The following is a 25,793-nucleotide window of genomic DNA, read 5'->3' on the forward strand; positions in this document are numbered from 1 at the left end:
TGTGCGTCTCATCAGAAATTCCGCGTCAGCCCGACATTGAAGCTGCGCCCTGGCGCATTATAGCCAGAGGTCGTCTGATAATCCTTGTCGAAAATATTCTCCACGGAGAGCTTGAGCTGAGATTGTTTGTCGATGTCATAAAGCGCGATGAAATCCGCCGTCACGTAAGGATCAAGCTTGGTCGTATTCGCAGCACTCGTGTAGCGAGAGCCGCCATAACGCATCCTTGCCGTCAGATCGAGCTTCTCAACCGGCTTAAAGTTCACTTCTGCTGTCGCTTTCACTCGCTCTCGATAAGCGAGGTCATTCTCTGTGTCTTCGTCTATCGGACGTTTCAGATCAATGGAGCCTTTGACGCCCCAGCTATCGTTGAAGCGATGAGCAAGTGCCGCCTCAAAACCCGTAACCTGCGCACGCGCGATATTATAAGGCAAATAGGAAGGCGCTGTGCTCATGATCGCATCGCGTAGCCATGTCTGATAGAAAGCAATATCGAGGCTTGTATTGGCACTGGCCTGCCAGTTGACGCCAATCTCATAAGAGCGGGACTTCTCCGGTTGCAGATCAGCATTGGCAAAGCCGGGATAGTAGAGCTCGTTGAAAGTAGGAGCTCGAAAACCAGTGCCAAAGGACGAACGCAGCACAAGATCAGGCAAGATTTCATAACTCGCACCAAGATTGTAAGTCATGACATCGCCGAACTGCTCGTTATAATCATAGCGTAGACCGCCATCGAAACGCAGCGCGTCATATTCAAGCGAATATTGCCCAAACACCGCAGCCAGATTTCGGCTTGTTTCGGCATAAGCAGTCGTTGCATTCACCTCTTCGCGATAGGCCTCAACGCCTCCGGTCACAACATGCGAGACGTTGCCCGTATCAAATTGCTTCTCCGTGGAAGCAAAGAAGCCATAGCGTTTGGTTTCAAACCGATCAGAACCACCGACGCCTTTGCGGAAATTCCGACTGTGATCCAGACCGGAACTGAACTCGATCGTCGAAGACCAATCTGACGTATGATCTACCCGTGCCCCCAGCTTGCCACTAAAGGCAGTTGTGTAAGCCTCGTTAGCTGACGGCGCCTTTGCATCATATTGATTGCGCCCACGGCTCAGCAGCCCATCCGTGTAAATCTTGCCCCAGTCAAAGTCCTTCGACAGCGAGAAGTTGAACGACCCTTGCAGAAAGCCATCACGATCAGGCTCATAGCCAAAAGCTTCGGGCGTCGTAAAATTGTAGCCCTGCGTGCCGGTAACAGCTGCGCCGAACGCGTAATCGATACCATCCTTGCTGTGTCCCTGCACAGAGCCGGATGCATAACCGCCCCATGGATGCGTTACACCTGTTGTCACGCTCCCGCAGAAGGATCGCTCACCACAAGCTCCGCCCTGCTTGGTGATGATGTTAATGACGCCGCCCATCGCGTCAGCGCCATATTGCGAGGAATGCGCGCCTTTTGCGATCTCGATACGATCAATCGAACTCAGAGGAATGTTAGCAAGTGCAGTGGCCCCGGTCGTTGCCGACGCAGTCCGCACACCATTCACCAGCACAACTGTCTGTTTCGAAGACATGCCGCGAATATAGAGATTGGAAGATGAGCCCTGCCCGCCATTCGCGGTGATCGAAATCCCGGGATAATATTGCAGCAGCGATTGCAGATCGGGCGATGCTGAGCGCTCAATTTCAGCCTTATTAATCACCGTGACGGAAGAGGTCGAGCGCTGCAACGATGTCGCTCGGCGAAGCGGCGTAACAACGATCGTATCAAGCACAAGGCCATCCGGCTTGCTTGTCTGGGCGAATGCGTCCAGCGGAATAACCACCAGAACCGTGGATGCAAGATATACCGATAGTCTGAGAATACACATTTATTTCTACTTCCTGCGCGAGCTTTGCATAACCGCAGGTGTCAGAAATCAGCGCGCAAGCCCTGTCTTTGTCCCACGGCAACATTTCACAATGTCACCGCAACGGACGGCCGCGACTGAACACCCCTCGTGTCAGCCATGGGTGACTAGAAACGGCAGGTCTCCTGACTTCCGGGTCTACATCGGTCCTCCGCCTTCCCGAACTAAAATGTTCAGTGGCTATGATCGTGAAGTACGATCATGGGAGGATGACTCTCCGGTCACAGTTGCGGGGGCAGTCTCGGTATCAACAATCTAATGTTCCACCGTGTTCCCTTTTCATCCACCCTCGCGGGCAGAACCATTTCCTGATGCGAGCGATAGCAAGGGGATGGAAGATTATCAACTGCAACAATGTGCCCCATCTGAATCATATTCGGAACGAAATGATTCAGATGGTTGAATTGCAAAGCTTTTCTTATCTCAAGAAGTCACGGAAGCGACGCAGCGCAAAGAAGAAAAGTACGCTGCCAATCACGATCATTGCCAGCAATTGCGGCCACACGACACTGAGGCCTGCACCACGGAACAACACCGATTGCGCCAGCATGACAAAATGTGTGTTGGGCGCGGCCAGCATTATATTCTGGATGATTTCAGGCATGCTCTCGCGCGGTGTCGTGCCACCTGACAGAACCTGAAGAGGCAGCAGGACCAGCATCAGGAGAAGTCCGAACTGCGGCATTGAACCAGCAATCGTGGCGAGGAAAATCCCAAGGCTGGTGGTTGCGAAGAGCTGCAGTGCAGCACCCACGAGAAACAATGTCAGCGACCCATTGATCGGCACCGCCAATATGCCCTGCACCACAACGATCAGCGAAAAGGCCGTCGCAAACAGCACCACCGCGCCCATAGACCAGACTTTAGAGACCATGATTTCAAGCGGTGTTACCGGCATCACCAACAGATGTTCGATGGTGCCATGCTCGCGCTCCCGGATAAGGGCAGCACCTGTCAGAATGATCGAAAGCATCGTTACCGACGAGATGACATTAGTGATTGCGCCGAACCACCCTTTGTTCAAATCCTGATTGAACCTTGCACGCAAATTGAGGCCAACCGGCGTTTGGGCGTCACCGCGATAGCGATTGAGAAACTCAGTCACTTCGCTTGAGACAATCGATTGCACATAACCGCCACCCGTAAAGGCCTGGCTCATGCGGGTCGCGTCAACGTTCAGCTGGATTGTTGGCGCGCGCCCGGCGAGCAGATCACGCTGGAAATTCGGCGGAATATCGAGCGCGAATGTATCAAGACCCGCATCCATACGCTTATCCATCTCGTGAGACGAGATGAGTTTTGGCGGTACGAAATATGGCGGATAAAACGCTGTGGTGATCCGACCTGAAACCGGAGACTGATCTTCATCAACAATGGCTATGGCAGCATTGTTGAGGTTTTCGGGCATCGCCTTCGCAGCCGTATAGATTGCGAGCGTGAAAGCATAGACGATGAGAAGCAGAAGCATCGGATCACGCGCTAATCCGCGCAGTTCCTTGATACCAAGCTGGAATATGTTGGAAATCCGCATCTCAGCCCGCCTGTTTCTTGAGGAGAACAATGCCGAGAACGGTAAGCACCGGTATCGCAATCAGCAGCGGCAGGAACGATCCCGCCAGATCGGTAAAATCAAGCGCTTTTGAGAAAGTCCCGCGCGAGATCGTCACGAAATAGGTCGTCGGGTAAATCTTGCCGATAAACGCGCCCGCCCCCTGCAAGGATGAGACCGGATCGATAATACCGGAATATTGCACAGCAGGAATGAGCGTCAGCAATGCTGTGCCAAAAATCGCTGCGATCTGACTGTTGATGAAAGTCGATATCACCAGGCCCATGCCGGTCGTGATGATGACATAGAGCAGCGCTGCCGTGGCATAGGTCAGGAAGCTTCCCGTAAATGGCACGCGGAATATGAAGACCGCAAAGGCTGTCAGCATCAGGAAATTGAGAAAGGCCAACGCAATGTAGGGCAATTGCTTGCCAAGCAGAAACTCGAACTTCGTAACCGGTGTCACGTAGAAATTGATGATCGAACCGAGTTCCTTTTCGCGTACCACGCTCAGCACCGCGAGCATGGCCGGGATCATCAAGAGCAGCAGCGGGATGACAGCCGGAACCATCGCCACAAGGCTCTGCACATCCGGATTGTAGCGATAACGAATTTCAAGATTGAAATTACCGACGGTGGCAGCGTTTCCGTACAGCTCACGCGCCTTTTGTGTCATCCAATTGGCGTGCATGCCCTGCACATAACCCCGCACGGTTTCGGCACGCGTCGGCATTGCGCCATCAATCCATGCGCCAACTTCAACCGGACGACCACGTGCAACATTGCTCCCGAAATTTGGTGGTATTTCGATAGCCAAACTGATTTCACCATCCCGCATCCGGCGGTCGAGATCAGCATAATCGGTGATCGGCGGCTTTTCCGTGAAATAACGGGAACCGGCCAGCTGTTGAGTATAATCCCGACTGATCGTCGTGTCGTCGCGATCAAGAACGGCAAATGTCAGATCCTCGACATCGAGATTGATGCCGTAACCAATGACGAACATGAGAATAACTGTGCCAAGAATGGCGAGCGTCGCCCGGATCGGATCGCGCTTGAGTTCCAGCGCCTCGCGCCGAGAAAATGCAAGCATTCGCCGGGGATTAGGCAACCAGCTGGACGAAGGCTTTGGGTTCTTCTCCTGCTTCTTTTCTTGTATCGGATCGAGTTTTTCCTGATTGCTTTTCTGCGGCGCAGTCTCACCTATCGCTTCTTCGAGATAGGCAATAAAGGCATCTTCGAGCGTTGCAGAATTGCGGCTCTCAGTGATCGCCTTTGGCGTATCGCTGATCAGAACCTTGCCAGCATGCATCAGGGAAATACGATCGCAAAGCTCGGCCTCATTCATGAAATGGGTCGAGACGAAGATCGTCACATTATCATTGCGCGAAAGATCGGCAAGAATCTGCCAAAATGCATCGCGTGCCACTGGATCGACACCTGATGTCGGCTCATCCAGAATGAGTATATCCGGTGAATGAATAAGTGCGACAGCGAGCGACAGGCGTTGGCGAATACCGAGAGGCATCGAGTCTGGAAGTTCATCCATAACGTCAGCCAAATCAAAACGTTGTGCGAGTTCCTTGATTCTGCGTTGCGTGTCTTTCGCTTCCATACCAAAAAGCTTTGCGTGCAGCTCCAGGTTCTGATGCACTGTTAGTTCGGAATAAAGCGAAAAGGCTTGCGACATGTAGCCAACGCGGCGGCGTATATCGATATCCTTGGGATCAACCTCACGTCCGAAAAGCCTTGCCGTGCCTTCGCTGGCAGGCAAAAGGCCAGTCAAAACCTTCATCGTCGTAGATTTACCGCAACCATTTGAGCCAAGAAATCCAAAAATCTCGCCACGCGGAATACGGAAGCTCACGTTATTGACGGCAGTAAAGTTGCCAAACCGCACGGTGACATGCTCGGCCTCAATGGCAATATCGTTATCTGCCTCCGCATTACGCGGCGGCATGACAACTTCCTTGTGCCCTTCCCTTAACTCTTCCGGTAGCAGAGCAATAAAAGCCGCATCAAGATTTGGCGTATTGGTTTGTTCAAGCAGTTCCTGCGATGTGCCCGTCGCAAGAATTGCCCCGTCATTCATCGCAACAAGCCAGTCAAAGCGCTCGGCCTCTTCCATGTAAGCGGTTGCCACAATAACGCTCATGCCGGGGCGATCTTTGCGAATGTCGTCGATCAGCTCCCAAAACTGGCGTCGAGACAATGGATCGACACCCGTTGTCGGTTCATCAAGGATCAGCAGATCAGGATCATGGATCAGTGAGCAGCATAGACTGGTCTTCTGCTTCATACCGCCGGAGAGCTTGCCCGCCGGGCGGTCCGCAAAAGGAGACATACCCGTTCGCGCCAAAAGATCGGCAATACGGCGCTCACGTTCATGCTTGTCATGTCCAAACAAGCGACCAAAGAACTCGATATTTTCAAACACCGACAGCGTCGGATAGAGGTTCTTGCCCAGCCCTTGCGGCATGTAAGCAATGCGGGGAAAAACCGATTCACGATGGCGCTTGTTGGCAATGTCGCCACCCAGCACCTCAATTTTCCCCTGTTGCATGGCCCGCGCGCCAGCAACGAGCGACAGAAGGCTCGACTTGCCAACGCCATCGGGACCGATCAGGCCAACCATGCAGCCTGCCGGGATATCAAGCGCGATACTATGAAGGGCAACAGCCGACCCATAGGACAGCCCTACACCTTCGGCACGGACGACAAAGCCGCCGTCTCCAACGTCAGCCTTTATCGAAGCCGCACTCATTTTACGGTTTCCGCGAGGTTCTTCGGCCACTCTGCATTCGCATCAAGCTTGACATAAGCCATTCCCGGCAGGCCGGTTTTCACCTGCTGGATGTACTTTTGCAGCAGATCCTGTGGGATCTTTGCCTTCACACGGAACATCAGCTTCTGGCGCTCTTCTTCTGTTTCAACCGACTTTGGCGTGAACTGCGCAACATCGGCAACAAAGCTGATTTTGGCTGGAATCACATATTGTGGTGCTGCATCAAGAACGATGCGCGCATCCGCTCCAATAGCGACACGTCCAGCCTGCGATGTTGGCAGGAAGAATGTCATATAGACATCACTGACATCGACCAGATTGAGTACGCGGCCACCAGCTGAAAGAACTTCACCGGGTTGTGCAACACGATATTGCACACGCCCCGGCTTGGGCGAGCGTAACGTCGCGTCGTTGATATCCGTGTCGATGGTATCGATCGCAGCCTTTGCAGCTTCAACTGCTGCTTCTGCATCGACCACCTGCGCCTTGGCAGCACTGATCGCGGCAGCGGTTGCCGCAAGCTGGGCCTTGGCAGCTCCCACTGCAGCTTCTGCACCTTGCGCAGTTGCGCGGTCATCATCAAGTACCTGCTGCGAAACCGTGCGGGATTCCGAAAGCTGCTGAGAGCGGGCAAGCCGGCGCTTGGCAGCGTCCAATTGCGCTTCGCGCTGCGCGACAGTTGCTTCAGCGGCTGTTTGTTCGGCTTCACGCTGGGCGACGAGGCTTTTCGCGGTATCAATGCTTATCTCAGCCCGCCGCAATTGTGCTTCCGCCTGTTTGCGCTGGCTTTCAAGCTGAGCTGTATCCATCCGGGCAAGAATGGCATTCGCTTCAACGAACTGACCTTCATCGGCCAGGATTTCACGGATACGTCCGGGGCTTTTGGTCGAAACGTCGATCTCAACAGCCTCAATACGCCCGTTTCCGCCTGCAATGCCGTCGGGCAATCCGGGGTCACTCAATGTCTTCCAGGCATAATAGCCTCCGACTGCCAGAGCCACGACCACACCGGTTACGATCCACTGTTTGCGATTAAACCCCATGTCGAAACATCCTCTGCGTCATCATCTTGCGAACCCGCACAGCTGAATTATGCGGCAAATTATTTTATTTAATCAGATTGAGCTCTGTATTTCCCCTGACGCAACAGCGCCTTGATTAAAATCAACTATACTCAAATACACTGCAGTTTCATGCGATAAATAATAATAAACATAAGAAATTTCGCGGGTGCCGATTTAGAGAGATGGAGGGCAATGTTGACAGCACCCGCTGGCTGTCGATCATGCAACATTGCAAAAGATCGCGCTGGTGCGCTCGACAGATCCTTGAAATAATTGAGATTGAATGGCTTCAGATTAGCCGGGACGTCGCTTTAGGTTGGGCCTCGACGTCCCGGGCTGTCAGTTCTGGTGGAACCTGACAACAAGCGATCATTAACACCCCATCAGGAGAGCGTTCTTTGATCGAAATCAATCAGATAATAATTATATTCGCTCACGCTCATTATTTTAGCGCGCGGCACTTGCCCCAGCTCTTTTTCAGGTAGGACGAAACGCTCTTAAGCTTGGGGTCGGACAAAAAGCCCTGACGGAAAAGAATGCTGCCTTTAACTTCCGGTGTAGAGGCATTGATATCGAGCTGGCGCTTGATTTCGTCCACACCATTACCAGAAAGCCATTCGGGTTCCGACTTACTCGCTGTGCCTGCCCGGTAGAGCGCCATCCCGATATATAGATCGGTCTTCGTTCCACGAACGGTATCCGCCCACCATTTGACGATTGGCCCGTAAGGCACATCCTTTCGTCCCGAAGACCAATAGACCTGCGGTGCTATGTAATCGATGAGACCATCTTTCACCCAAGCGCGCGTATCGGCAAAATCACCATCGTAATTGGTCTTGCCAGCCCGCGTCGGCGAACCGAGCGGATCATCAACATGATTGCGCCAGACACCACCAGGACTGATGCCAAAACGAACTTGTGGTTTGATCGCCTTGATCTTGTGCGATATTTCCTGCACCAGCGTGTAGGTATTGTAGCGCCGCCAGTCATACTTGCTAGCGAAACGCGTCCCAAAACGTTTGAACGTCTTGTCATCTTTAAGCTGTGAGCCTTGCGTTTCATAATAGAAATAGTCGTCGAACTGGATGCCATCGACATCGTATTTCTGGACCACTTCTGCCGTGATGTTCGTCACCCACTGCCGCACTGCCGGAATGCCCGGATCAAGGACATAACGGTCGGCGGATATTCCCACCCAACCCGGGTTCGTTTTATAGACGCTTGGTGGAGAATCGCTGGCAGAGTTTTTCAGTTCTTTCCGCGTTGCTGGCCGTACATCCATCGAAACACGATAAGGATTGAGCCATGCATGCAACTCGATCCCGCGCTTATGCGCTTCCGCAATTGCAAAACGAAGTGGATCGAAGCCTGGATCTTTTCCGAGCGTGCCGGTCAGATAAGATGACCACGGCAGATATTCAGATTTGTAGAACGCATCGGCAGCAGGTGAAACCTGAAAAATCACGGCATTGATGCCATGCTCCGATGCCTCATCGAACATCCGCACCAGCTCTTTTTTCTGACGCTTTACCCGTTCGGAATCATCTTCGATGAGCGCGGATGCCCGCGATGGCCAATCCAGATTAAGAACAGTTGCAACCCAGCTCGCATGAAACATATCGCAATCAAGTGGCATGGATTACCGAATTCCCGTTCTATACGTATAGTTAGGCCATATCCTGTTGGATATGATCAACTCACTACCTATTTTAAATTCGTATAAAGTCAAAGCGAGGGCACGATGTATAAGAATATCCTGATCACCACCGATGGTTCGGAGTTTGCGGAACGCGGTCTCATTCACGGTTTTGATACGGCCAAAGCGATGGGCAGCAAGGTAACTGTGATTACGGTGACCGCTCCTTATTCAATTTCCGGACTTCCTGGTGGTTTTACGGATAGCCCCGACTTCATCGAACGATTTGAAGAAGAATGGAATGATTACGCTGATAAGGCGCTCGCACGTGCGCGCGAGCTGGCAGTTGAAGCAGGTGTCGAAATCCAGACTTTGCACATCGTTGCGCATCATCCTGCAACATCCATCATCGAAACGACCAAAGAGCTGCGCAATGATCTGATCGTCATGGCGTCTCATGGCCGCCGGGGATTGAAAGGCATGTTGCTAGGCAGTCAGACCTATGAAGTGGTAACACGCAGCTCAGTACCTGTGTTGGTCGTGCGCTAGTGGTCTCATTCCGACATTTGCATCCCTCAATGACGGGCGTTAAGCAAATGTCGGAAACTAAATGACCACTAACAAGCTTACGAAACTAATGGATTTTGGGAATTTAGCGTTTGAAACAGCATGTATGTCAGTCGGAATTCAAACGTTAAATTCAATCCAACAGAGCTGCTCCAGTCGAGATAGAACCGTCAGAGGCTTAGCCCGTCTGGTGACCCGTGGTACTTTCTATGTCCACGCGGAAAAATACTGGCTCCAGCTTCCTCTGCTCACCGCCACCGGTGATAGTTTTGGTATAGGCAGGCTCCCACCAGGTCGGCTCGTCAGCCATCATCCTGACGATAGCTGTCTTCTCTTCTTCGCGGGTAATTTCCCGAAAATGACCATTCACCACCACGCTGCGCCATTGGGTGCGCGAAACGATCTGGTCAAAGAGAATGCAAACGGCAGCATTCTTCCGCATTGCTTCAGTCTTCTGTCCGTCGGTCGTAAATGAATAGAGTGACCCACCACTAAACCGGAAACCGAGCGGCACAACAAAGGGCCGGTTATTGAGAACATAGCCGAGCCGCCCAATCTGCGTATGCTGGATCATATCGCGGATATCGAGTTCCGACATTTCTTTGATTATCATTGCAAACGTCCCTCATTCAGCTGGCTGCTGCATAGTTTAAGCTGTCAGAGCGATCTTAGTGCTCCCAATAGGGTGCATGGCGCTCAACTGCTAAACTACTATAGGGCGGCGATTGCGCTTTGACTGCAATCAAAACAAGAAAATCAGACGAATAGACGCCCTTCGGCAATTTTGACTGCCGTGCCACCAATGCGCGCGCCTGTCAGCACCTGTTTGGACACATCAAGCTCAAGACGGATACGCGATGGGCGCCCCATCTCCATGCCCTGCTCAATCCACCATTGCGAACTGCCATCAACCGGCTTGTCCTTAGCCAGAATCATACCGGCAAAGGCTGCGGCGGCTGAGCCTGTCGCTGGATCTTCATAAACATTTGCCCCTGTCACGAACATGCGCGCATGATAATTGCTGTCAAACAAGATGGTCTCGCGGCAATAAACATAGATCGGCAAAGGACGCTCAGCGACATGAGGCAAGCTTTCGCTGACATAAACAGGATCGATCGAGACTTTTGCCGCGGCAATCAGATTATGCACCGGAACCAGAAGATAGGGCGTGCCTGCACTCCAAATGGCGGGAACATGATTCTCGAAACCGATTTCATGTGTACCCAGTCCGATCGCAGCTGCGGCTTCCTCTTTCTCGATCTTGATATCGAGTTTTTCCGGCAATCGTGGCAGATCAAATTCGGCAAAAGCGCTATTGTCGCCCAGAATGACCCCACAGCGAACCACGCCGACCTTTTCTTCAAGTGTTACAAGCCGATCCGTCTCATCGCCCGTTTTGCGATGTCGCGCCAATGATACGGCAGCTCCCACCGTTGGATGCCCGGCAAACGGAAGTTCGTAGTCAGGTGTGAAAATACGCACAGCAGCTTCGTGCATCGGATTTTCGGGCGGAAAGATGAAAACCGTTTCCGACAGATTAAACTCGCGCGCAATGGCCTGCATGCGGGCATCCGTCAGCCCTTCACTATCGTGAACAACAGCCAATGGATTTCCAGCCAGAGCCTTATCGGCGAAAACGTCGAAAATCTCATAATACCGGCCGGCACTGGCAGCTTCGGTCATCTTTCAAGTCTCCCTCACATCAGTCGATGAACAGCACGCGAGCATAGCCAATTTCGCGGCGCTGTCATCTGTCAGAACCAACCTCAATGTTGATTATTAAAATGCCAGTCTGCAAATGCGCGAACATAAGAAGGCGTCGCCTCGCCCATGGCCCCTGCTCGCGTCACCGGAATGATCTCGGAAAGTTCCGGTTCAGCCTGTTTGGCAATATTATCTTCAATCCGTTTGAGCAATTCAGCAGTCGACACATCAAAATGGTAGCGCCGGAAAAGCGCAATGCTGCCATCAGCCGTCACAAGATGGGTTTTCGCCTCGGCCTTTGCTGCGCGAAGATCCATTCCCGTCTCTTCAAAAACCTCGCGCGCCATGTCTGCATCATAGTCTGCCCGGTCGCCGACAATATCGTGATCATCGATAGAGCCGGCCGGGAAGTAAACACGACCCGCCACAGCATTATGCGCACTCATACGCGCTGCAATCAGGTGTCCCTCGGCAGAGACCATGATGCCGACACCAAAAACGTGCCAGGGCTTTTCAGAAACACGGTCATCGCGCCAGTACATCAGTGTTGCAAAGCTGGTACGTCTGAAACTGGCTTGAAACAAATGACCATCAAGATGGGCTTCCGGTGCCAGATAAATCTCGCCATCGAAAAGTGTTGAATTGGCAGCAATCGCCTTTTCCCAGTTTGCAGCGATGGCCGGCTTGTTGTCTTCAGTATAGGAAAGAGGGCCAGGCAGAACCCGGACATCGACACGATCAATTTGATAGACCGTGTTTGCTTTCACGTGCTGCATAAGCTGCCTCATTTTCAAACGACGTTCAACGTCACCGCCACGGGACAATGGTCACTGGCCTTGGGCCGGTCCCATCCGGCACGTGGATAGCGCTCAACATCTTGTCCCGGCGGGAAAACGGTGCGCCACGGCTGTCCACGACGAATGATCTGCGGAATGGCACTCTCGTTCTTGTTCGCAAAGGACGGTGAAGCCAGAATATAATCGAGCTGGCAAAGGTGGCGCTCCTGCGGCCCACGTGTGTGATAGAGGGTCCAGCGATCCATAACCGGGCGACGCTCAACCAGATTAACGGCAAAGCCATCATTCAGCAGCGTATCAAGCGCGCTGGTTTCCTCGGTAAATGGGTTGAACTGATACCCGTTCCACTCGTCACCTTCGATGATGATTCGTTCGCGGTAATCATTAAAATCACCACAGATAAGCCAGCGTTTATCCGCTGTCTGCCCTGCCCCGAACTTGTCTTCGATAATACGTCGAATAGCGCGCGTCTCGGCCTGCCGTACGGGTAGAGACGCGGTGCGCCCATCAAAACCGTTGCGTGCCCCGCCCATAGATTTCAGATGGACCACAAACAACGACAAAGGCTTGCCACCAATTCGCATATCAAGATTAAGACAATCACGCTTGAAGATACGATCATTTGGCTCCAGCCCCAACTCGGCCAGCACTGGCTGATAGAGCCCCAGATCGTTATAGGTCAGGTGTGCGTGGCTCGTGACCTGAGTGATCTCGATAGGCTGACCATCGCGAGTCGTATCGCGCGCCATAACCGCCACATCGATGCCGCGACTATCATTGCCATCGATCAGATATTTGTTGCGATAGCCCTGGCCAATCATCTTGAAAAGATAGCCATATTCAAAGGCATTCAGCGCCGCGAGATTGTCGACTTCCTGCAAACAAAGAATGTCCGCGCGGGCTTCGGCGATAGCTAGCGCCGTCATCTGGCGGGTATCATCCGCATGGGCGACAGCACGCGCCTGCTCCAGCAAACGATATTGCGTTTCATCGCCAATTTCGAATAATTTGAGCGAACGATCCTGATGCAATTCATTGCGGAAGCCGGAGAAATCAAACCGGCGCATCAGATTTTCGACATTAAATGTGGCTATCGTGATCATGCCTGCGCAATCTCGCGACTTGCGTTATGATTGGCAAGAGCTTCTTTTCAAAATTTGGTGCACTTGGTGATTTTCAGCCGAACAATCCCCATATGAAGAGAAGCAACGAGGACAGGAAATGATGTTGGGTAAGATTTGGCGTCTCGCACTTTGCTCGGGCCTGTTTGCAGCAAGCCTCGTAGGCAGCGCTGCGGCGATTGAGCTGCGGAAAACACCCTATCTGCCATCCTTGCAGCCCAGCAAGCCGCCGATCATGGGGTCAATGCCGCGGTCTTATCAGCCACAAGCCGGATCAGGCAAATGCTATGGCGTGGGTTGCCGTGACAGTGGCAATTATATTTCGCGCGAAGGCATCCCGATCTATAAAAACGGCGATCCGCTTCAGGTCCGCCCTTCGAACCGCAAGCCGGTGACGACTTTCGGACCAAGCAGCAACCATATCCAGTGGTGCTCCAATCGCTATCGCAGCTACCGCACCTCAGACAACACCTATCAGCCACTGGCAGGACCGCGTTCAGGCTGCAATTCGCCATTCCAATAAAACAAAAAAGCCGGGCAATGCCCGGCTTCTGTTTGTTTATTACGCAGCTTCCGATTTGGAATGCGTTCGGATCAGACGACCAAGGCGCATGATACCTTCATCAATCATTTCATCATTAGCGCATGAATAGCTCAGACGCAGTGTGTTCGCGCCTGTACCATCGGCAAAAAATGCCTTGCCCGGAACGAAAGCAACTTTTTCGCTTTCAATCGATGCTGCGAGCAATGCTGCACCATCCATACCCTTGGGCAACGTAACCCAGATAAACATACCACCCTCTGGCTTGGTCCAGTCCGTGCCTTCAGGCATATATTTGGCCAAAGCTTCGAGCATCTTGTCACGGCGATGTTTATAAACGCCATGAAGCTTCGCAACCTGGCTGTCAAAGCCGCGCGATGCCACATGGTAGATAGCAATCTGGTTGATCGTGGACGAATGCAGATCAGCAGCCTGCTTCATCAAAACCAGCTTGCGGATAACTGACTGCGAGGCAACTACATATCCAACGCGCAGGCCCGGTGCCAGCGTCTTGGAGAAAGAGCCGCAATAGATGGTGCGGGTCTTTTCGATGTCGCCACCATTGCGCGCGATATCAAGCGACAGGATCGGCGAAATCGCCTCGCCATTGTAACGCAGATACTGATAAGCGGCATCTTCGATGATCGGAACATTAAGCTCATCCGCATCGGCCAACAGCTTCTCGCGGCCTGCAAGATCAACGGTTTCACCGGTAGGATTGCTGAAGTCTGCTGAAAGATACGCAAACTTGACCTGACCGCCTGCCTTTTCAGCAACCTGCTGATAGGACACAGGCGTGCGATTACCATTCATTGAAAGAATATCGTAGGTCGGCTCATAGGCATTGAATGCCTGCAATGCACCAAGATAGGTTGGAGCCGTTACCAGCGCCGTGTCATTTGGTGAAATGAACAGCTTGCCGAGATAATCGAGCGCCTGCTGTGAACCGGAAGTGATAAAAACATTATCTTCCGTGCAAGGAATACCGATCTTGGCAAGCTCGCTCACCAACCATGTGCGCAGCGGTTTATAGCCTTCCGACACTGAATATTGCAGAGCAGCATTCGCTTCAGGTCCGCCAAAGATATCCTTATAAGCGGTCTGGAATTCGTCATGCGGAAACAACGCCGGATCGGGAATACCACCAGCAAAGGAAATAATATCCGGACGCTCCAGCAATTTCAGAAGTTCACGGATTTCCGAAGCGCGCATACGTTTCGAGCGCGTTGCAAATACAGTTTCCCAGTCCAGCACGGGAAATCTCCTCAATTCGTTTGAAGGCGAAGCCTCCTCAAACTTCACCAGATAAGGGTGAAGCGATAGCGCAATTTTCAACCAACGAGAACACCTCTTTCCATGCTTAGATGGAATAAAGATATTCAGAATTGTTTTGGCTCAAGCGCGCACAAAACATAAATTCTTGAAGCCATTGACGATCTTTTCGTGCGTTAGACACTAACCGCATCAAGTTACGTCATTGCCATGTACTAAAGGGGCGCAAGAAACGCCCCTTGTGTTCTTGATCGCAGAGCATCGAAAATCTGGTGAGATTCAGGTCTCTGGCCGATGCATCTATCTTAAAGTCAGAGCGACCTTTGTGCGCCCCTTGGGGCGCACGGAGCTTCTATAAGAAAATGGTGTTTTGTGAGAAACAAAGCGCCATTTGCAGACAGCCAGAGCCTGAATATCGCAGATTTTTAGTTGCGTGCCTTGTCTACGAGCTTGTTCGCTGCAATCCATGGCATCATGCCGCGGAGCTTTTCGCCAACTTCTTCGATCTGGTGGCTGTCGTTGTTGCGACGGATACCCTTGAAGCGAGCAGCACCTGCGCGGTATTCCTGCATCCAATCAGAAGTGAACTTGCCGGTCTGAATGTCCTTCAGAACGCGCTTCATTTCTTCCTTGGTTTCTGCAGTGATGATGCGCGGACCAGTGACATACTCGCCCCACTCAGCGGTGTTGGAGATCGAATAGTTCATGTTGGCAATGCCGCCTTCGTAGATCAGGTCTACGATGAGCTTCATTTCGTGCAAGCACTCGAAGTAAGCCATTTCTGGCGCGTAGCCAGCTTCGACCAGAACTTCAAAACCGGTGCGGATGAGTTCAACAACACCGCCGCAAAGAACAGCCTGCTCACCGAACAGATCGGTTTCGCACTCTTCCTTGAATGTGGTTTCGATAACACCCGAACGACCGCCACCAACGCCCGAAGCGTAGGACAGAGCGAGATCATGTGCGTTGCCCGAAGCATCCTGATGGATAGCGATCAGGCAAGGAACGCCGCCGCCCTTCTGATATTCGCCGCGAACCGTGTGACCTGGGCCCTTTGGTGCGATCATGACAACGTCAACGGTCTTTTTGGTCTCGATGAGGCCGAAATGAACATTGAGGCCGTGAGCGAATGCAATCGCTGCACCGTCACGCAGGTTGTCGTGAATGTGTTCCTTGTAGATGTCAGCCTGCAATTCATCAGGCGTTGCCATCATCAGGAGGTCGCCCCACTTGGCAGCGTCAGCAACATTCATGACTTCAAAGCCATCAGCTTCAGCCTTCTTGACTGTTGCCGAACCTTCACGAAGAGCGATGCGCACGTTGGCAGCGCCTGAATCCTTGAGATTGAGCGCATGGGCGCGACCCTGGCTACCATAGCCGACGATAACGACCTTCTTCGCCTTGATCAGGTTAACGTCTGCATCGCGATCATAATATACGCGCATTTCCATATTCCCTTCGTTCAGATTGTTTTTCAGATTGCTCTGTGGCCTTCTCGCGTTGGCCGTTGGTTTATGCCCCGTAGAGAGCGAAAAACTGCTTTGTAGCGCGCCGGGCGTCCCGGATGACCACTTCGTCAGTCAGTTCCAGCCGGTCGCCAAGCAGCAACCGGATCTGCATGTCCCGGACGACAAGCCCGAAAAATGCACGAAATGCTTCGTCAATATCGTCAAAAGCCAGAAGCTTTGCTTCCTGCCCCATTTCCAGGATCGGCTTGAGACGCTTCGCCATTGCAACCGGCCCGTTCGCAAGAACGATGTCCCCCAAGGCCGACTTGCCCGATGCCGTGTGGCTAACAGCCAGACGGTTCAGCGCGATAGATGTCGGACCCGACAGCACGAGCAGCCAGTCACGCGCAAAATGTTCCAGGCTGGAGAACAGCGATTCCGCATCAAGCTTCTCGCGTGCTACCGGCACGACACGAACCTTCGACGCCTGCCAGCGCACCATTGCGGTGAGCAGGCCATCACGATCACCAAACCATTTATAGAGGCTTTCCTTGGAGCAATTGGCAGCACGCGCAATACTCGCCGTTGTCAAAGCACGGTCTCCACCTTCGACAAGAAGGCGCAACGCCTGCTCCAGAACATCGTTCTGACGCGGCGAAAAAGACGGCTGCTTCTGAGCCTGCAATTCGTCGCTTTTATCAGTCACGGATCAATCCCTCCACCTTGTACCGTACGGTACGGTTCCGTTTATTAATCCTTGCTTGGGCGACCGTCAAGCAGGATTTTTTCCAGCCCTTGAAGATTTCCGAAAAGCCCCAGAAAAGTGTGAAATAGTTTTCGGGAGGAACGCGCGTGACAACTAGAGGATAATCCGAACGGAATGAAACGAGCATCGATAAGATTATGCTTCAAATAAAAAGCCGGAGCGCCGATCTGATTGAATCGAACCAAAACGTAATCTGGAAATATGATCCACGAGCTATCCCCTTCACCGTCGTAAAAAAAGACAGCCAATTCAAAAAGAAAGGGCGTCTTCCGGAATCAAATTCTCAGAAGACGCCCTTCAGAAATTTAAGAATAGTCAGCTCGCAACCTTAGAGATTTACCTGTGTTCCGATCTCCACCACGCGTCCCGTTGGTATCTGGAAATATTCAGTGGCATCGGATGCAGTCCGTGCAAGCAGGATAAAGAGCTTATCCTGCCATAAAGGCAAACCAGAATGTGCCGATGCCTTCAACCAACGGCGCGACAGGAAGAAAGATGTCGTCATGATATCAAACTTCCAGCCAAGCTTTCGGCAAAGGCCCAGCGCACGCGGAATATTAGGCTGCTGCATGTAACCAAAGGTCAGCGTGACCTGCATAAAGCGCTCGTTATATTGCGAGACACGTGCACGATCCGCACTCGAAACCCACGGCTTGGAAGCTGTGACAACGGTCAGGATCACGTTGTTCTGGTGCAAAACCTTATAGTGCTTGAGGCTGTGCATAAGTGCTGTTGGCGCACTTTTTGGATCGCCCGTGAGAAACACTGCCGTTCCCGGAACAATGGTTGGCGGACGCTTGGTCATCTGTTCAACAATGAGATCAAGCGGCACTTCTGCCTTGCGTGTCTTCTGGACGAGATGGCGCGTGCCACGCACCCAGGTCCACATGATGATCACCAGAATAAGCGCGAAGGTGATGGATGCCCAACCGCCTTCATGCACCTTGATGATATTGGCGCTGAAGAACATGATATCGATGACGAGGAAGCCAAGGATCAACGGTGCCGCACGGCTGACACGCCAGTTCCAGATGCGTGTCATGACGAAGTAAAGAAGCCCGGTCGTGACCAGCATGTTGCCGGTCACCGCGATACCATAAGCGGACGCTAGATTGTTGGACTTCTCGAAACCAAGCACCAGAATGATAACGGTGAGGCCCAGCAGGAGATTGACGCGTGGAATATAAATCTGCCCGTGCAGTTTCTCCGAAGTGTGCTGGATTTCAAGACGCGGCAAAATGTTAAGCTGTACGGCCTGACGAGCCACGGAAAACGCACCACTGATAACGGCCTGACTGGCGATCACAGTTGCAGCCGTTGCCAGCAGCACCATTGGCCATAGCGCAAATTCAGGCATCATCTGGAAGAACGGCAATGCTGCGGCTTCACCATGCGAAAGCACGAATGCTGCCTGACCAAAATAATTGAGCAGCAGACATGGAAACACGATCCACAACCACGCCCGTACAATCGGCTTGCGTCCAAAATGACCAAGGTCGGCATAAAGCGCTTCGGCACCCGTCATAGCGAGGAAAACCGCGCCTACGGTGATGAACGCAACACCAGGACTGACCACAAGAAACCGCAGAGCATAATAAGGATTGAGCGCTGCCATCACTGTTGGGTCGTCAAAAATATGCCAAAGACCCGACGCACCAAGCGCCAGAAACCAGACTGCCATGATCGGTCCAAAGACAATAGCAACCTTGCCTGTCCCGTACTTCTGAATAGAGAACAGAACAACAAGAATAACCACCGTGATGGGCACCACAAACGGCGTCATGTGTGGCGCAACAATCTGCACGCCTTCAACGGCCGACAGCACAGAAATCGCTGGCGTAATGACTGCGTCGCCAAAAAACAGGGCCGCGCCACAAATACCGGCTGCCAGAATGATGTCGGGCCGCCCCTTCAGGGCAGCCCGTACCAATGCCATCAGAGAGAGAATGCCGCCTTCGCCATTATTGTCGGCGCGCAGCACAAAGATCACATATTTGACCGTGACAACAAGCAAAAGCGCCCAGAAAATAAGTGAAACAACACCCAGAATATCGCTTCTCGAGAGAAACCCATCAGAGGTCGCCGCATGCAACGCTTCACGAAAAGCGTAGATCGGGCTCGTGCCGATATCGCCATAGACGACGCCAAGCGCACCAAGAACGAGCGTCTTCATGCTGTCTTGGGAATGTTCGTTTTCTTCCGAAATCATCGCGTTTTCAGGAGAAATGCCAACGGGCAGCGTGTTCTGAGAACCCGCCAGCGCATCTCCTGCGTCTGACGCATTCTTATCTGGTTGCTCGCTGCTCATATGCAGACACCTCGCAAGGTCGTAAGTATCGGGATGGAATTTCAGAGCGCGTAGGTGTTAGGGAATACATGATCACTGTAAAAGGTTCCCACACCAGTTGGGAACTACCCATAGGCCTGAAGTATCAAAATTAAACTCTTTATAGAAAAGCAAGCTGAACCGACGTGGTAACGCGGAACGCGAACTGCGGAAAACTTCATGTATGCTTCCCTCAAACAATCCAGCGCGCCCCCAGCGCATGTATATCAGGCGGGCGGTCTATATCTTGTTACGCCCGCGCACAAATGCAGAATTCGCAGGGCTTCTCTCTAAGCCATGCGCTCTATGCACTACCTTATCCGGCAAGTGCACCGATATAGCGGCTCACAGTGACAGGCATGCCATACATCAAAGCATCAGCCGTAAGACCATGCCCGATGGATACTTCACTGAGCTGCGGCACATGTTTGACCAGCGCTGGCAGATTTTCAACTGTCAGATCATGCCCTGCATTGACTGCAAGCCCCAATGCGGTTGCGGCAGCTGCTGCCTTGCCAAGACGTTCCAGCTCGCGTTTTGCAGCGGCGGGGTCATCATAGGTCGCGCCGTATGGGCCGGTATAGAGCTCAACCCGGTCTGCACCAATGGCCTTTGCCTTGTCATAACCAAGCGGGTCCGGATCGGCGAAAAGCGAAACACGCATACCGTTTGACTTCAAACGCCGGATAATTGGAGCAAGAAAATCAGACTTGGTTTCAAAGTCCCAACCATGATCAGATGTTGCCTGCATCGGATCATCGGGCACCAATGTCACTTGCTCCGGCTGATGCTTTTCCACGAGCTCAAGAAAGGCTTCGGTTGGAAAACCTTCAATATTAAACTCAGCCTGCGGATATTCATCGTCGATCAAAGCACGCAGATCGCCAAGATCGGAAAAACGGATGTGTCGCTGATCAGGGCGCGGGTGCACGGTCAACCCTGCGGCCCCAGCTGCAAGGGCTGCGCGCCCAAGCCCGGTTACACTTGGCCACGGCAGATCGCGCCGATTACGCAACATCGCTATGGCGTTGAGATTGACGGACAGTTTTGCAGGCATAGAGCTTCGCTCCCTCAAATCAGGATATGGCTTTATATCGCCTGCTGGTAAAAAATGTGAGTGTTTTCCGGTCGCACCCCGCACGCAATCCCCAACAGCTATCATCGCTGTAATTTTCGCAACGATATCGCAACTTTTGAGCACCCAAAAGCGTTTGAACACCAGAAACAAAACATGACGTTCGGTCAAACAGAACATTCAGGAAGTGGAGGTCCCCGATGCGCAATGAAGACATTCCCGTCATTCGCCGCATTCCCACCAACCGCGAAGATGTATTTGCTTTTGCAATCGAAGGGCATCTCAATGATGCAGCCCTTGAAAACCTTTATGGTCTGCTCGATGCCGCTTATGAAGGTCATGATGAAATCGACCTCCTCATTCGACTGACCGGCTATGAAGGCGTCGACTGGGGCTCTGCATTTTCAGAAAGCATGCTGTCCATGCGCGCTAAGTCGCTACGCCATCTGCGACGTTACGCGATTGTGGGCGGGCCATTGTGGATACAGGCCAGCGTAACGCTCATGCAGCCATTTCTCTCGATAGAAATGCGAACCTTTGAAGCCGAAGACGAACAGGAAGCCTGGAAATGGCTCGATGCGACCCCAAACCCAACAATGATTACTTGACGATAGTCAACTGCTCTGCGGCGCGGGTGATAGCTGTATAAAGCCAGCGCTCGCGCGTATCGCGGAAAGCGTAGCTTTCATCGAAAAGGACGACATTGTCCCACTGCGAACCCTGTGCCTTGTGCACCGTTAGCGCATAACCATAATCGAAATCGTCAAAACGCTTCTTGGTCTGCCACGGAATTTCTGCATCCGGGTCTTCAAACTGAGCTTTGAGCAGCTTGATCTTGGCAACACCACGATCTTCATCTTCCGGTGAAACCAGCAGATTGATGCCAGGCTTCACCGTTTCCTTCGATGAAGTCATGACCTTCCAGAGCGACCCGTTCAACAATCCCTTAGCGGGATCGTTGCGCAGGCAAACCAGCTTGTCGCCAGCCTGCGGGTATTCAGCCGTAAAGCCTTTCAGTTCGCGCAGCCGCTGATTATAGCGCTTGCGCGTGCGATTGGTGCCAACAAGCACCTGATCGGCAGAAAGAACCAGATCCTGATTGACTTCGGACTTGGAAATGACCTTTGCCCGTCCCTCGTCGCAATAATCGAGCTCCCTGCCCTCGCGCACATCCAGCGCCATGCGAATGATCGGATTGTCGCGCGCCTGACGGTGAATTTCGGTCAACAGAAAATCAGGATCATGCTCGGTGAAGAACCCGCCACCAGAAATTGGCGGCAACTGTCCGGGATCGCCCAACACCAGAATAGGCGTACCGAAGGTCATTAAATCGCGGCCGAGTTGCTCATCAACCATAGAACACTCATCCACAACGATAAGTGCTGCCTTGGCAACAGGACTCTGGCGGTTCAGCGAAAAGGTCGGTGAAATTGAGGTTTTGCCGGTGGTTTCGTCTTCCACTGCTTCCTCACCGCGCGGGCGATAAATCAGCGAATGAAGTGTGCGCGCATTATTCGCGCCCTTCGAGCGCAGAACCTGTGCTGCTTTGCCCGTAAATGCTGCAAACTGCACATCGCCATCGACATGCTCGGCAAAATAACGCGCGAGCGTTGTCTTGCCCGTACCCGCATAGCCAAACAACCTGAAGATAGGGGAGCGCCCTTCCTTCAGCCATTTTCCGACGGCCTTCAAGGCCTGATCCTGCTCCGGTGAAAACTGCATCCGTTGTTCAGACAGGATTCGCCGCTCAAGAGCAAGCGCGAAGGAGAACAAACCAGCATCAAAACTTTGGCATAGCTCTTCCTGACGGAAAACAATTTACATTAGTATAAACTAATAATTATATATAAATTTATTGCCAACAAGTAAAACAAGATAAAATTGAAAGTTACATTTAAAATTTCATGATAATTTAATTATTAGAAGCCGATATTATTTGCAAATAAGGAGTATAGCCATGATGCTTGTTGTTTTTGCAGCTTTGGCACTTTCATTGATTTTCGCGTGGTTTGGGCGTCAATCCATCGCAATATTTCTGGTTATCGTTTGCCTTGCATTGGGCGTGAAACAATTCCTTTGGGAAGTATACAGCCCTGAATATGGCTTTCGGATGCCGTGGCTTCAGACACAGGTAATCGATCAATCCCCGCTGGACAGGCTCGCATATGGCCTTGAGCACAGCACACTTGTGCTTGGAGAAGCGGCATGAACACTTTTAAACTCGACCATGATACTGCGGAAAATAACCTGCCTGCAGCACTTCTCTATATTTATCTTCTGGGAATGATGGCAGTCGTCGCGGCAATTCTTACCGCAGCTATGGTACTTCAATATGCCAATGGCGAAATACCATGTCCATTATGCCTTCTGCAGCGTGTTGCAATGTTCGGCGTCTGCTTCGGTATTATCCTGCAGTTCCGTCGCGGCTTCTCGTATCGCAATACTGGGCTGAGCATGATTTTCTCGCTGTTCCTGCTGATCGTTTCAGTGCGTCAAACCCTGCTTGATATCTATCCGCGTCCCGGACATGAATATATTGGCAGCGCAGTCTTCGGGCTTCATATGCCGGTTTGGTCGGTTCTTATTGCGGTAGCTCTTCTGATTGCTTTGGCTTTTCAGCTGATTGTCTGGGGCAGCAATGTTCAATGGCAGCAGAAGCCTTTGGCGACATTTCCGTTACTTCGTGTACTTGCGACGGTGCTCAGCCTTTATGTCATAGCCATTGGCGTGATTAATTTCATCTCGGTCGGCGTTCAGTGCGGCGTGAATGAATGCCACACCTTTGGCTATGCGCTTCTGAAATAAATGGAACAGCGGTCGGGGCTTCTCCCTGCCGCTGTTCTTGTCTAATGGCTCACCAGCGCAGCAAACTTGTCGAGATCGACATTGCCGCCGCTGATAATGATACCAACCCGCTTGCCTTTCAGCATTGGCGCCATCTGCAGTGCACCAGCAAAGGCGAGGCAACCTGTCGGTTCAACAACCATTTTCATCCGGCTCGCAAAGAACTTCATTCCCTGCACCAGTTCATCATCGCTGACGGCGAGAATATCCCGGACTGTGTTACGAATGATCGCAAAGGTCATCTCCCCCAGAGCCTGGGTCTGAGCACCATCCGCCAATGTTTTAGGCACATCGATATGCACGATTTTGCCTGAGCGGAACGATTGCTGACCATCGTTCCCCGCTTCCGGTTCAACACCATAAACATCACATTGCGGAGCGAGTGCCTTTGCAGCCAAGGCAGATCCTGCTAGCAATCCACCACCACCAAGACAGATAAACAATGCATCCAAAGGGCCGACCTCTTCGATCAGTTCCTTGGCCGCAGTACCCTGACCGGCGATAATATCTGGATGATTGAATGGTGGAATAAGCGTCAAGCCACCTTCATCGGCGAGCGACTTCGAGAGCGCGTCGCGATCCTCTGTATAGCGATTAAAAGTGACAACCTTCGCACCATAGCTCCTCGTTGCCTCCAGCTTTGCCGCCGGGGCATCTTCGGGCATGATAATTGTGGCGCCAATGCCCAGCAGTTTGGCAGAAAGCGCGATTGCCTGTGCATGATTGCCGGAAGAAAATGCAAGTACCCCACGCTTTTTCTGCTCATCGCTAAACCGTGACAAAGCATTGAATGCACCGCGAAACTTAAAAGCACCGATACGCTGAAAGTTCTCGCACTTGAAAAAGAACTCCGTGCCGGTTTCGCGGTCTATCGTTGAGGAGGTGAAGACCGGCGTGCGATGCGCGTGCCCTTCAATTTGTTTAGCCGCGGACACCACATCATCATAGGTCGGAAGCATAGACATTCTTCACCTCTTCAAAGTGCATCCCGAAAAATATGAACCGGTTTTCGGATAAGATGCTCGCACAACAAACAGATAGAGCGGGTCCCACGTTTCAGCTTAACGGGAGCCTCTCCAGATCGACGCTTTCAGTCGTTATTTCAACATCGGCCACAAGCTCAGAACGAGCAGCAAGGCCATGGTTAAGTTGAACCATTTCAGCCGGGTAGGATCAGAAAGCCAGTTGCGCAGCAAAGTGCCAAACCCTGCCCAAACTGACACGCTCGGCAGATTTACGATTGCAAAAGCAACGCTCACCAGCAGTACGGCCACATAGTAATTGTCATGGTTGGCATAGGTGGCGATACCCGTGATCGCCATAACCCATGCTTTTGGATTAACCCACTGAAAGGCCGCCGCCTGAAGAAATGTCATCGGCACGCCGCTATCGCTGCGTTTGGACTCTCCAATCGAGCGCGACGTAGCTATTTTCCAGGCGAGATAGAGCATGTAAGCGCCGCCAGCAAATTTGAGCGACGTATAGAATGAAGGCACTGTTTCAATCAGCGCACCGAGGCCAAAACCAACCGCCAGCAGCAGGATGAAAAAGCCCACGCCTATTCCCAGCATATGCGGAATTGTGCGCCTGAAACCGAAATTCACCCCAGATGCGAGAAGCATCAGATTGTTGGGACCGGGAGTGACCGAGGAGACAAACGCAAAGACGAGGAGCGCGAGGAAGATTTCAAGAGACATTGGTTTAACCTGATTTATAGAGACAAATTAGCTCAATAAAAAACCGGCACAATCGAAACATTGTGCCGGTTTGAGCCGATATTGTCTCGATCTAGCTTGCTAATTATAGCCCCTGAGGACCGCGGTTCATCGCCGCCACACCGGTTCGGCAAATCTCCACCAGACCAAGCGGCTTCATCAGCGAGATGAACTGGTCGATCTTGGCGGTTTTGCCGGTAATCTCGACAATGAAATGCTCTGTCGTAGCGTCCACGATCTTGGCGTTAAAAGCATCAGTCAGACGAAGTGTTTCAGCGCGGGCCTCGCCCTTGCCTGCAACCTTGATCAGTGCGAGCTCACGCTCAATCGGACGCTCATGACCAAGTTCCAAAGCGCGATGAGTCATATCAACGACGCGATGTACAGGCACGATACGCTCAAGCTGATGACGGATCTGATCGAGCACATTTGGTGTACCACGCGTAACGATCGTAATGCGCGACAGGTGTTGCTCATGCTCGGTTTCGGAAACCGTTAGGCTTTCAATGTTGTAGCCACGACCTGAAAACAGGCCAATGACCCGGGCAAGGACGCCCGGTTCATTGTCAACGAGAATGGAAAGCGTATGCGTTTCCGGTGTTTGTGTATCCGCCGCAATAAAATATGCCGAGCCGGATGCTAGATTTTGTGCGTTCATTTTCTTGTTCTCCGG

Annotated in this window: 23 protein-coding genes and 1 riboswitch; of the genes, 5 read left to right on the forward strand and 18 right to left on the reverse strand. The window is 52.2% G+C overall.

From position 1 onward, the window contains the following. Window positions 1–11: 11 nt before the first annotated feature. The 5 genes from CEV32_RS13245 to CEV32_RS13265 all read right to left on the reverse strand — a co-directional run bounded on the left by CEV32_RS13245 (window position 12) and on the right by CEV32_RS13265 (window position 8,944). On the reverse strand, window positions 12–1,871 hold the full coding sequence (locus tag CEV32_RS13245; RefSeq protein ID WP_094577589.1) for a TonB-dependent receptor domain-containing protein: 1,860 nt from the start codon (window positions 1,869–1,871) through the stop codon (window positions 12–14). A gap of 137 nt (window positions 1,872–2,008) precedes the next feature. Further along, window positions 2,009–2,231, reverse strand: a riboswitch (cobalamin riboswitch). A gap of 97 nt (window positions 2,232–2,328) precedes the next feature. Next, on the reverse strand, window positions 2,329–3,441 hold the full coding sequence (locus CEV32_RS13250) for an ABC transporter permease (RefSeq protein ID WP_094577590.1): 1,113 nt from the start codon (window positions 3,439–3,441) through the stop codon (window positions 2,329–2,331). Window position 3,442: 1 nt separating this feature from the next. Beyond that, on the reverse strand, window positions 3,443–6,223 hold the full coding sequence (rbbA, locus tag CEV32_RS13255; protein WP_094577591.1) for a ribosome-associated ATPase/putative transporter RbbA: 2,781 nt from the start codon (window positions 6,221–6,223) through the stop codon (window positions 3,443–3,445). Then, window positions 6,220–7,287: an HlyD family secretion protein gene (locus CEV32_RS13260; protein ID WP_094577592.1), complete on the reverse strand. Its 1,068-nt coding sequence runs from the start codon at window positions 7,285–7,287 to the stop codon at window positions 6,220–6,222. Before CEV32_RS13260 ends, rbbA begins: the two co-directional genes overlap by 4 nt. A gap of 463 nt (window positions 7,288–7,750) precedes the next feature. Next, window positions 7,751–8,944 (reverse strand): glycoside hydrolase family 10 protein, encoded by a 1,194-nt coding sequence (locus CEV32_RS13265; protein ID WP_094577593.1) that lies wholly within the window; start codon window positions 8,942–8,944, stop codon window positions 7,751–7,753. A gap of 105 nt (window positions 8,945–9,049) precedes the next feature. On the opposite strand from CEV32_RS13265, the gene CEV32_RS13270 reads away from it, so the two are divergent. Next, window positions 9,050–9,493, forward strand: coding sequence for a universal stress protein (locus CEV32_RS13270; RefSeq protein WP_094577594.1), 444 nt, complete (start codon window positions 9,050–9,052; stop codon window positions 9,491–9,493). Window positions 9,494–9,689: 196 nt separating this feature from the next. Here CEV32_RS13270 and CEV32_RS13275 read toward each other — a convergent pair whose 3' ends face one another. The 4 genes from CEV32_RS13275 to CEV32_RS13290 form a co-directional block, all read right to left on the reverse strand. After that, window positions 9,690–10,124, reverse strand: coding sequence for a pyridoxamine 5'-phosphate oxidase family protein (locus CEV32_RS13275; RefSeq protein ID WP_094577595.1), 435 nt, complete (start codon window positions 10,122–10,124; stop codon window positions 9,690–9,692). 143 nt (window positions 10,125–10,267) lie between these two features. Continuing rightward, complete coding sequence (locus CEV32_RS13280) at window positions 10,268–11,194, reverse strand: PhzF family phenazine biosynthesis protein (RefSeq protein ID WP_094577596.1); 927 nt, start codon at window positions 11,192–11,194, stop codon at window positions 10,268–10,270. 83 nt (window positions 11,195–11,277) lie between these two features. After that, window positions 11,278–11,991: an NUDIX hydrolase gene (locus CEV32_RS13285; RefSeq protein WP_094577597.1), complete on the reverse strand. Its 714-nt coding sequence runs from the start codon at window positions 11,989–11,991 to the stop codon at window positions 11,278–11,280. A 14-nt stretch (window positions 11,992–12,005) separates the two neighbouring features. Further along, window positions 12,006–13,115, reverse strand: coding sequence for an endonuclease/exonuclease/phosphatase family protein (locus tag CEV32_RS13290; protein WP_094577598.1), 1,110 nt, complete (start codon window positions 13,113–13,115; stop codon window positions 12,006–12,008). Window positions 13,116–13,236: 121 nt separating this feature from the next. Between CEV32_RS13290 and CEV32_RS13295 the strand changes: the two genes are divergently transcribed. After that, entirely contained in the window at window positions 13,237–13,656 is a 420-nt protein-coding gene (locus tag CEV32_RS13295) for a BA14K family protein (protein WP_094577868.1), read from the forward strand. Between the two features lie 39 nt (window positions 13,657–13,695). Here CEV32_RS13295 and CEV32_RS13300 read toward each other — a convergent pair whose 3' ends face one another. From CEV32_RS13300 to CEV32_RS13325, 5 genes are all read right to left on the reverse strand, one after another. After that, a complete protein-coding gene (locus tag CEV32_RS13300; RefSeq protein WP_094577599.1) occupies window positions 13,696–14,928 on the reverse strand; it encodes an aminotransferase-like domain-containing protein in 1,233 nt (410 codons plus the stop codon). A 443-nt stretch (window positions 14,929–15,371) separates the two neighbouring features. Continuing rightward, window positions 15,372–16,391, reverse strand: a complete 1,020-nt coding sequence (gene ilvC, locus CEV32_RS13305) for a ketol-acid reductoisomerase (protein ID WP_094577869.1) — start codon at window positions 16,389–16,391, stop codon at window positions 15,372–15,374. A 67-nt stretch (window positions 16,392–16,458) separates the two neighbouring features. Further along, window positions 16,459–17,100 carry a TetR/AcrR family transcriptional regulator gene (locus tag CEV32_RS13310; RefSeq protein WP_007875688.1) on the reverse strand — a complete coding sequence of 214 codons (642 nt, stop codon included), beginning with the start codon at window positions 17,098–17,100 and terminating at the stop codon, window positions 16,459–16,461. Between the two features lie 388 nt (window positions 17,101–17,488). Next, window positions 17,489–19,369: a potassium transporter Kup gene (locus tag CEV32_RS13320; protein ID WP_167382801.1), complete on the reverse strand. Its 1,881-nt coding sequence runs from the start codon at window positions 19,367–19,369 to the stop codon at window positions 17,489–17,491. Window positions 19,370–19,802: 433 nt separating this feature from the next. Next, on the reverse strand, window positions 19,803–20,543 hold the full coding sequence (locus CEV32_RS13325; RefSeq protein ID WP_094577602.1) for a pyridoxine 5'-phosphate synthase: 741 nt from the start codon (window positions 20,541–20,543) through the stop codon (window positions 19,803–19,805). 218 nt (window positions 20,544–20,761) lie between these two features. On the opposite strand from CEV32_RS13325, the gene CEV32_RS13330 reads away from it, so the two are divergent. Continuing rightward, window positions 20,762–21,169, forward strand: coding sequence for a SpoIIAA family protein (locus CEV32_RS13330; RefSeq protein WP_094577603.1), 408 nt, complete (start codon window positions 20,762–20,764; stop codon window positions 21,167–21,169). Here CEV32_RS13330 and CEV32_RS13335 read toward each other — a convergent pair. Beyond that, window positions 21,162–22,283: an ATP-dependent DNA helicase gene (locus tag CEV32_RS13335; protein WP_094577604.1), complete on the reverse strand. Its 1,122-nt coding sequence runs from the start codon at window positions 22,281–22,283 to the stop codon at window positions 21,162–21,164. The two genes, CEV32_RS13330 and CEV32_RS13335, sit on opposite strands and share 8 nt — an antisense overlap. A 235-nt stretch (window positions 22,284–22,518) precedes the next feature. Here CEV32_RS13335 and CEV32_RS13340 point away from each other — a divergent pair, with 235 nt between their 5' ends. Both CEV32_RS13340 and CEV32_RS13345 read left to right on the forward strand, forming a co-directional pair. Beyond that, window positions 22,519–22,770: a hypothetical protein gene (locus tag CEV32_RS13340; protein ID WP_094577605.1), complete on the forward strand. Its 252-nt coding sequence runs from the start codon at window positions 22,519–22,521 to the stop codon at window positions 22,768–22,770. Further along, on the forward strand, window positions 22,767–23,366 hold the full coding sequence (locus CEV32_RS13345; RefSeq protein ID WP_094577606.1) for a disulfide bond formation protein B: 600 nt from the start codon (window positions 22,767–22,769) through the stop codon (window positions 23,364–23,366). Before CEV32_RS13340 ends, CEV32_RS13345 begins: the two co-directional genes overlap by 4 nt. A gap of 41 nt (window positions 23,367–23,407) precedes the next feature. On the opposite strand, the gene CEV32_RS13350 is transcribed toward CEV32_RS13345, so the two are convergent. From CEV32_RS13350 to ilvN, 3 genes are all read right to left on the reverse strand, one after another. Beyond that, entirely contained in the window at window positions 23,408–24,370 is a 963-nt protein-coding gene (locus CEV32_RS13350) for a threo-3-hydroxy-L-aspartate ammonia-lyase (protein WP_094577607.1), read from the reverse strand. Window positions 24,371–24,502: 132 nt separating this feature from the next. Next, the gene (locus CEV32_RS13355; RefSeq protein WP_094577608.1) at window positions 24,503–25,102 is read right to left on the reverse strand and encodes a LysE family translocator; all 600 of its coding nucleotides are present in this window, start codon (window positions 25,100–25,102) and stop codon (window positions 24,503–24,505) included. A gap of 103 nt (window positions 25,103–25,205) precedes the next feature. After that, window positions 25,206–25,778 (reverse strand): acetolactate synthase small subunit, encoded by a 573-nt coding sequence (gene ilvN / locus CEV32_RS13360; RefSeq protein ID WP_094577609.1) that lies wholly within the window; start codon window positions 25,776–25,778, stop codon window positions 25,206–25,208. Between the last annotated feature and the right edge of the window lie 15 nt (window positions 25,779–25,793).

Source organism: Brucella rhizosphaerae, assembly GCF_002252475.1.
Classification (GTDB): Bacteria; Pseudomonadota; Alphaproteobacteria; order Rhizobiales; family Rhizobiaceae; genus Brucella; species Brucella rhizosphaerae.

Excerpts from the sequence above, each read along its gene's own strand:
- CEV32_RS13345 (WP_094577606.1), top strand. The coding sequence starts at position 22,767 with ATGAACACTTTTAAACTCGACCATGATACTGCGGAAAATAACCTGCCT.
- CEV32_RS13325 (WP_094577602.1), bottom strand. The coding sequence starts at position 20,543 with ATGCCTGCAAAACTGTCCGTCAATCTCAACGCCATAGCGATGTTGCGT.
- rbbA (WP_094577591.1), bottom strand. The coding sequence starts at position 6,223 with ATGAGTGCGGCTTCGATAAAGGCTGACGTTGGAGACGGCGGCTTTGTC.
- CEV32_RS13260 (WP_094577592.1), bottom strand. The coding sequence starts at position 7,287 with ATGGGGTTTAATCGCAAACAGTGGATCGTAACCGGTGTGGTCGTGGCT.
- CEV32_RS13275 (WP_094577595.1), bottom strand. The coding sequence starts at position 10,124 with ATGATAATCAAAGAAATGTCGGAACTCGATATCCGCGATATGATCCAG.
- CEV32_RS13320 (WP_167382801.1), bottom strand. The coding sequence starts at position 19,369 with ATGATTTCGGAAGAAAACGAACATTCCCAAGACAGCATGAAGACGCTC.
- CEV32_RS13350 (WP_094577607.1), bottom strand. The coding sequence starts at position 24,370 with ATGTCTATGCTTCCGACCTATGATGATGTGGTGTCCGCGGCTAAACAA.
- CEV32_RS13285 (WP_094577597.1), bottom strand. The coding sequence starts at position 11,991 with ATGCAGCACGTGAAAGCAAACACGGTCTATCAAATTGATCGTGTCGAT.
- CEV32_RS13270 (WP_094577594.1), top strand. The coding sequence starts at position 9,050 with ATGTATAAGAATATCCTGATCACCACCGATGGTTCGGAGTTTGCGGAA.
- CEV32_RS13245 (WP_094577589.1), bottom strand. The coding sequence starts at position 1,871 with ATGTGTATTCTCAGACTATCGGTATATCTTGCATCCACGGTTCTGGTG.
- CEV32_RS13355 (WP_094577608.1), bottom strand. The coding sequence starts at position 25,102 with ATGTCTCTTGAAATCTTCCTCGCGCTCCTCGTCTTTGCGTTTGTCTCC.
- CEV32_RS13335 (WP_094577604.1), bottom strand. The coding sequence starts at position 22,283 with ATGCAGTTTTCACCGGAGCAGGATCAGGCCTTGAAGGCCGTCGGAAAA.
- ilvN (WP_094577609.1), bottom strand. The coding sequence starts at position 25,778 with ATGAACGCACAAAATCTAGCATCCGGCTCGGCATATTTTATTGCGGCG.
- CEV32_RS13330 (WP_094577603.1), top strand. The coding sequence starts at position 20,762 with ATGCGCAATGAAGACATTCCCGTCATTCGCCGCATTCCCACCAACCGC.
- CEV32_RS13340 (WP_094577605.1), top strand. The coding sequence starts at position 22,519 with ATGATGCTTGTTGTTTTTGCAGCTTTGGCACTTTCATTGATTTTCGCG.
- ilvC (WP_094577869.1), bottom strand. The coding sequence starts at position 16,391 with ATGCGCGTATATTATGATCGCGATGCAGACGTTAACCTGATCAAGGCG.
- CEV32_RS13295 (WP_094577868.1), top strand. The coding sequence starts at position 13,237 with ATGTTGGGTAAGATTTGGCGTCTCGCACTTTGCTCGGGCCTGTTTGCA.
- CEV32_RS13290 (WP_094577598.1), bottom strand. The coding sequence starts at position 13,115 with ATGATCACGATAGCCACATTTAATGTCGAAAATCTGATGCGCCGGTTT.
- CEV32_RS13250 (WP_094577590.1), bottom strand. The coding sequence starts at position 3,441 with ATGCGGATTTCCAACATATTCCAGCTTGGTATCAAGGAACTGCGCGGA.
- CEV32_RS13280 (WP_094577596.1), bottom strand. The coding sequence starts at position 11,194 with ATGACCGAAGCTGCCAGTGCCGGCCGGTATTATGAGATTTTCGACGTT.
- CEV32_RS13265 (WP_094577593.1), bottom strand. The coding sequence starts at position 8,944 with ATGCCACTTGATTGCGATATGTTTCATGCGAGCTGGGTTGCAACTGTT.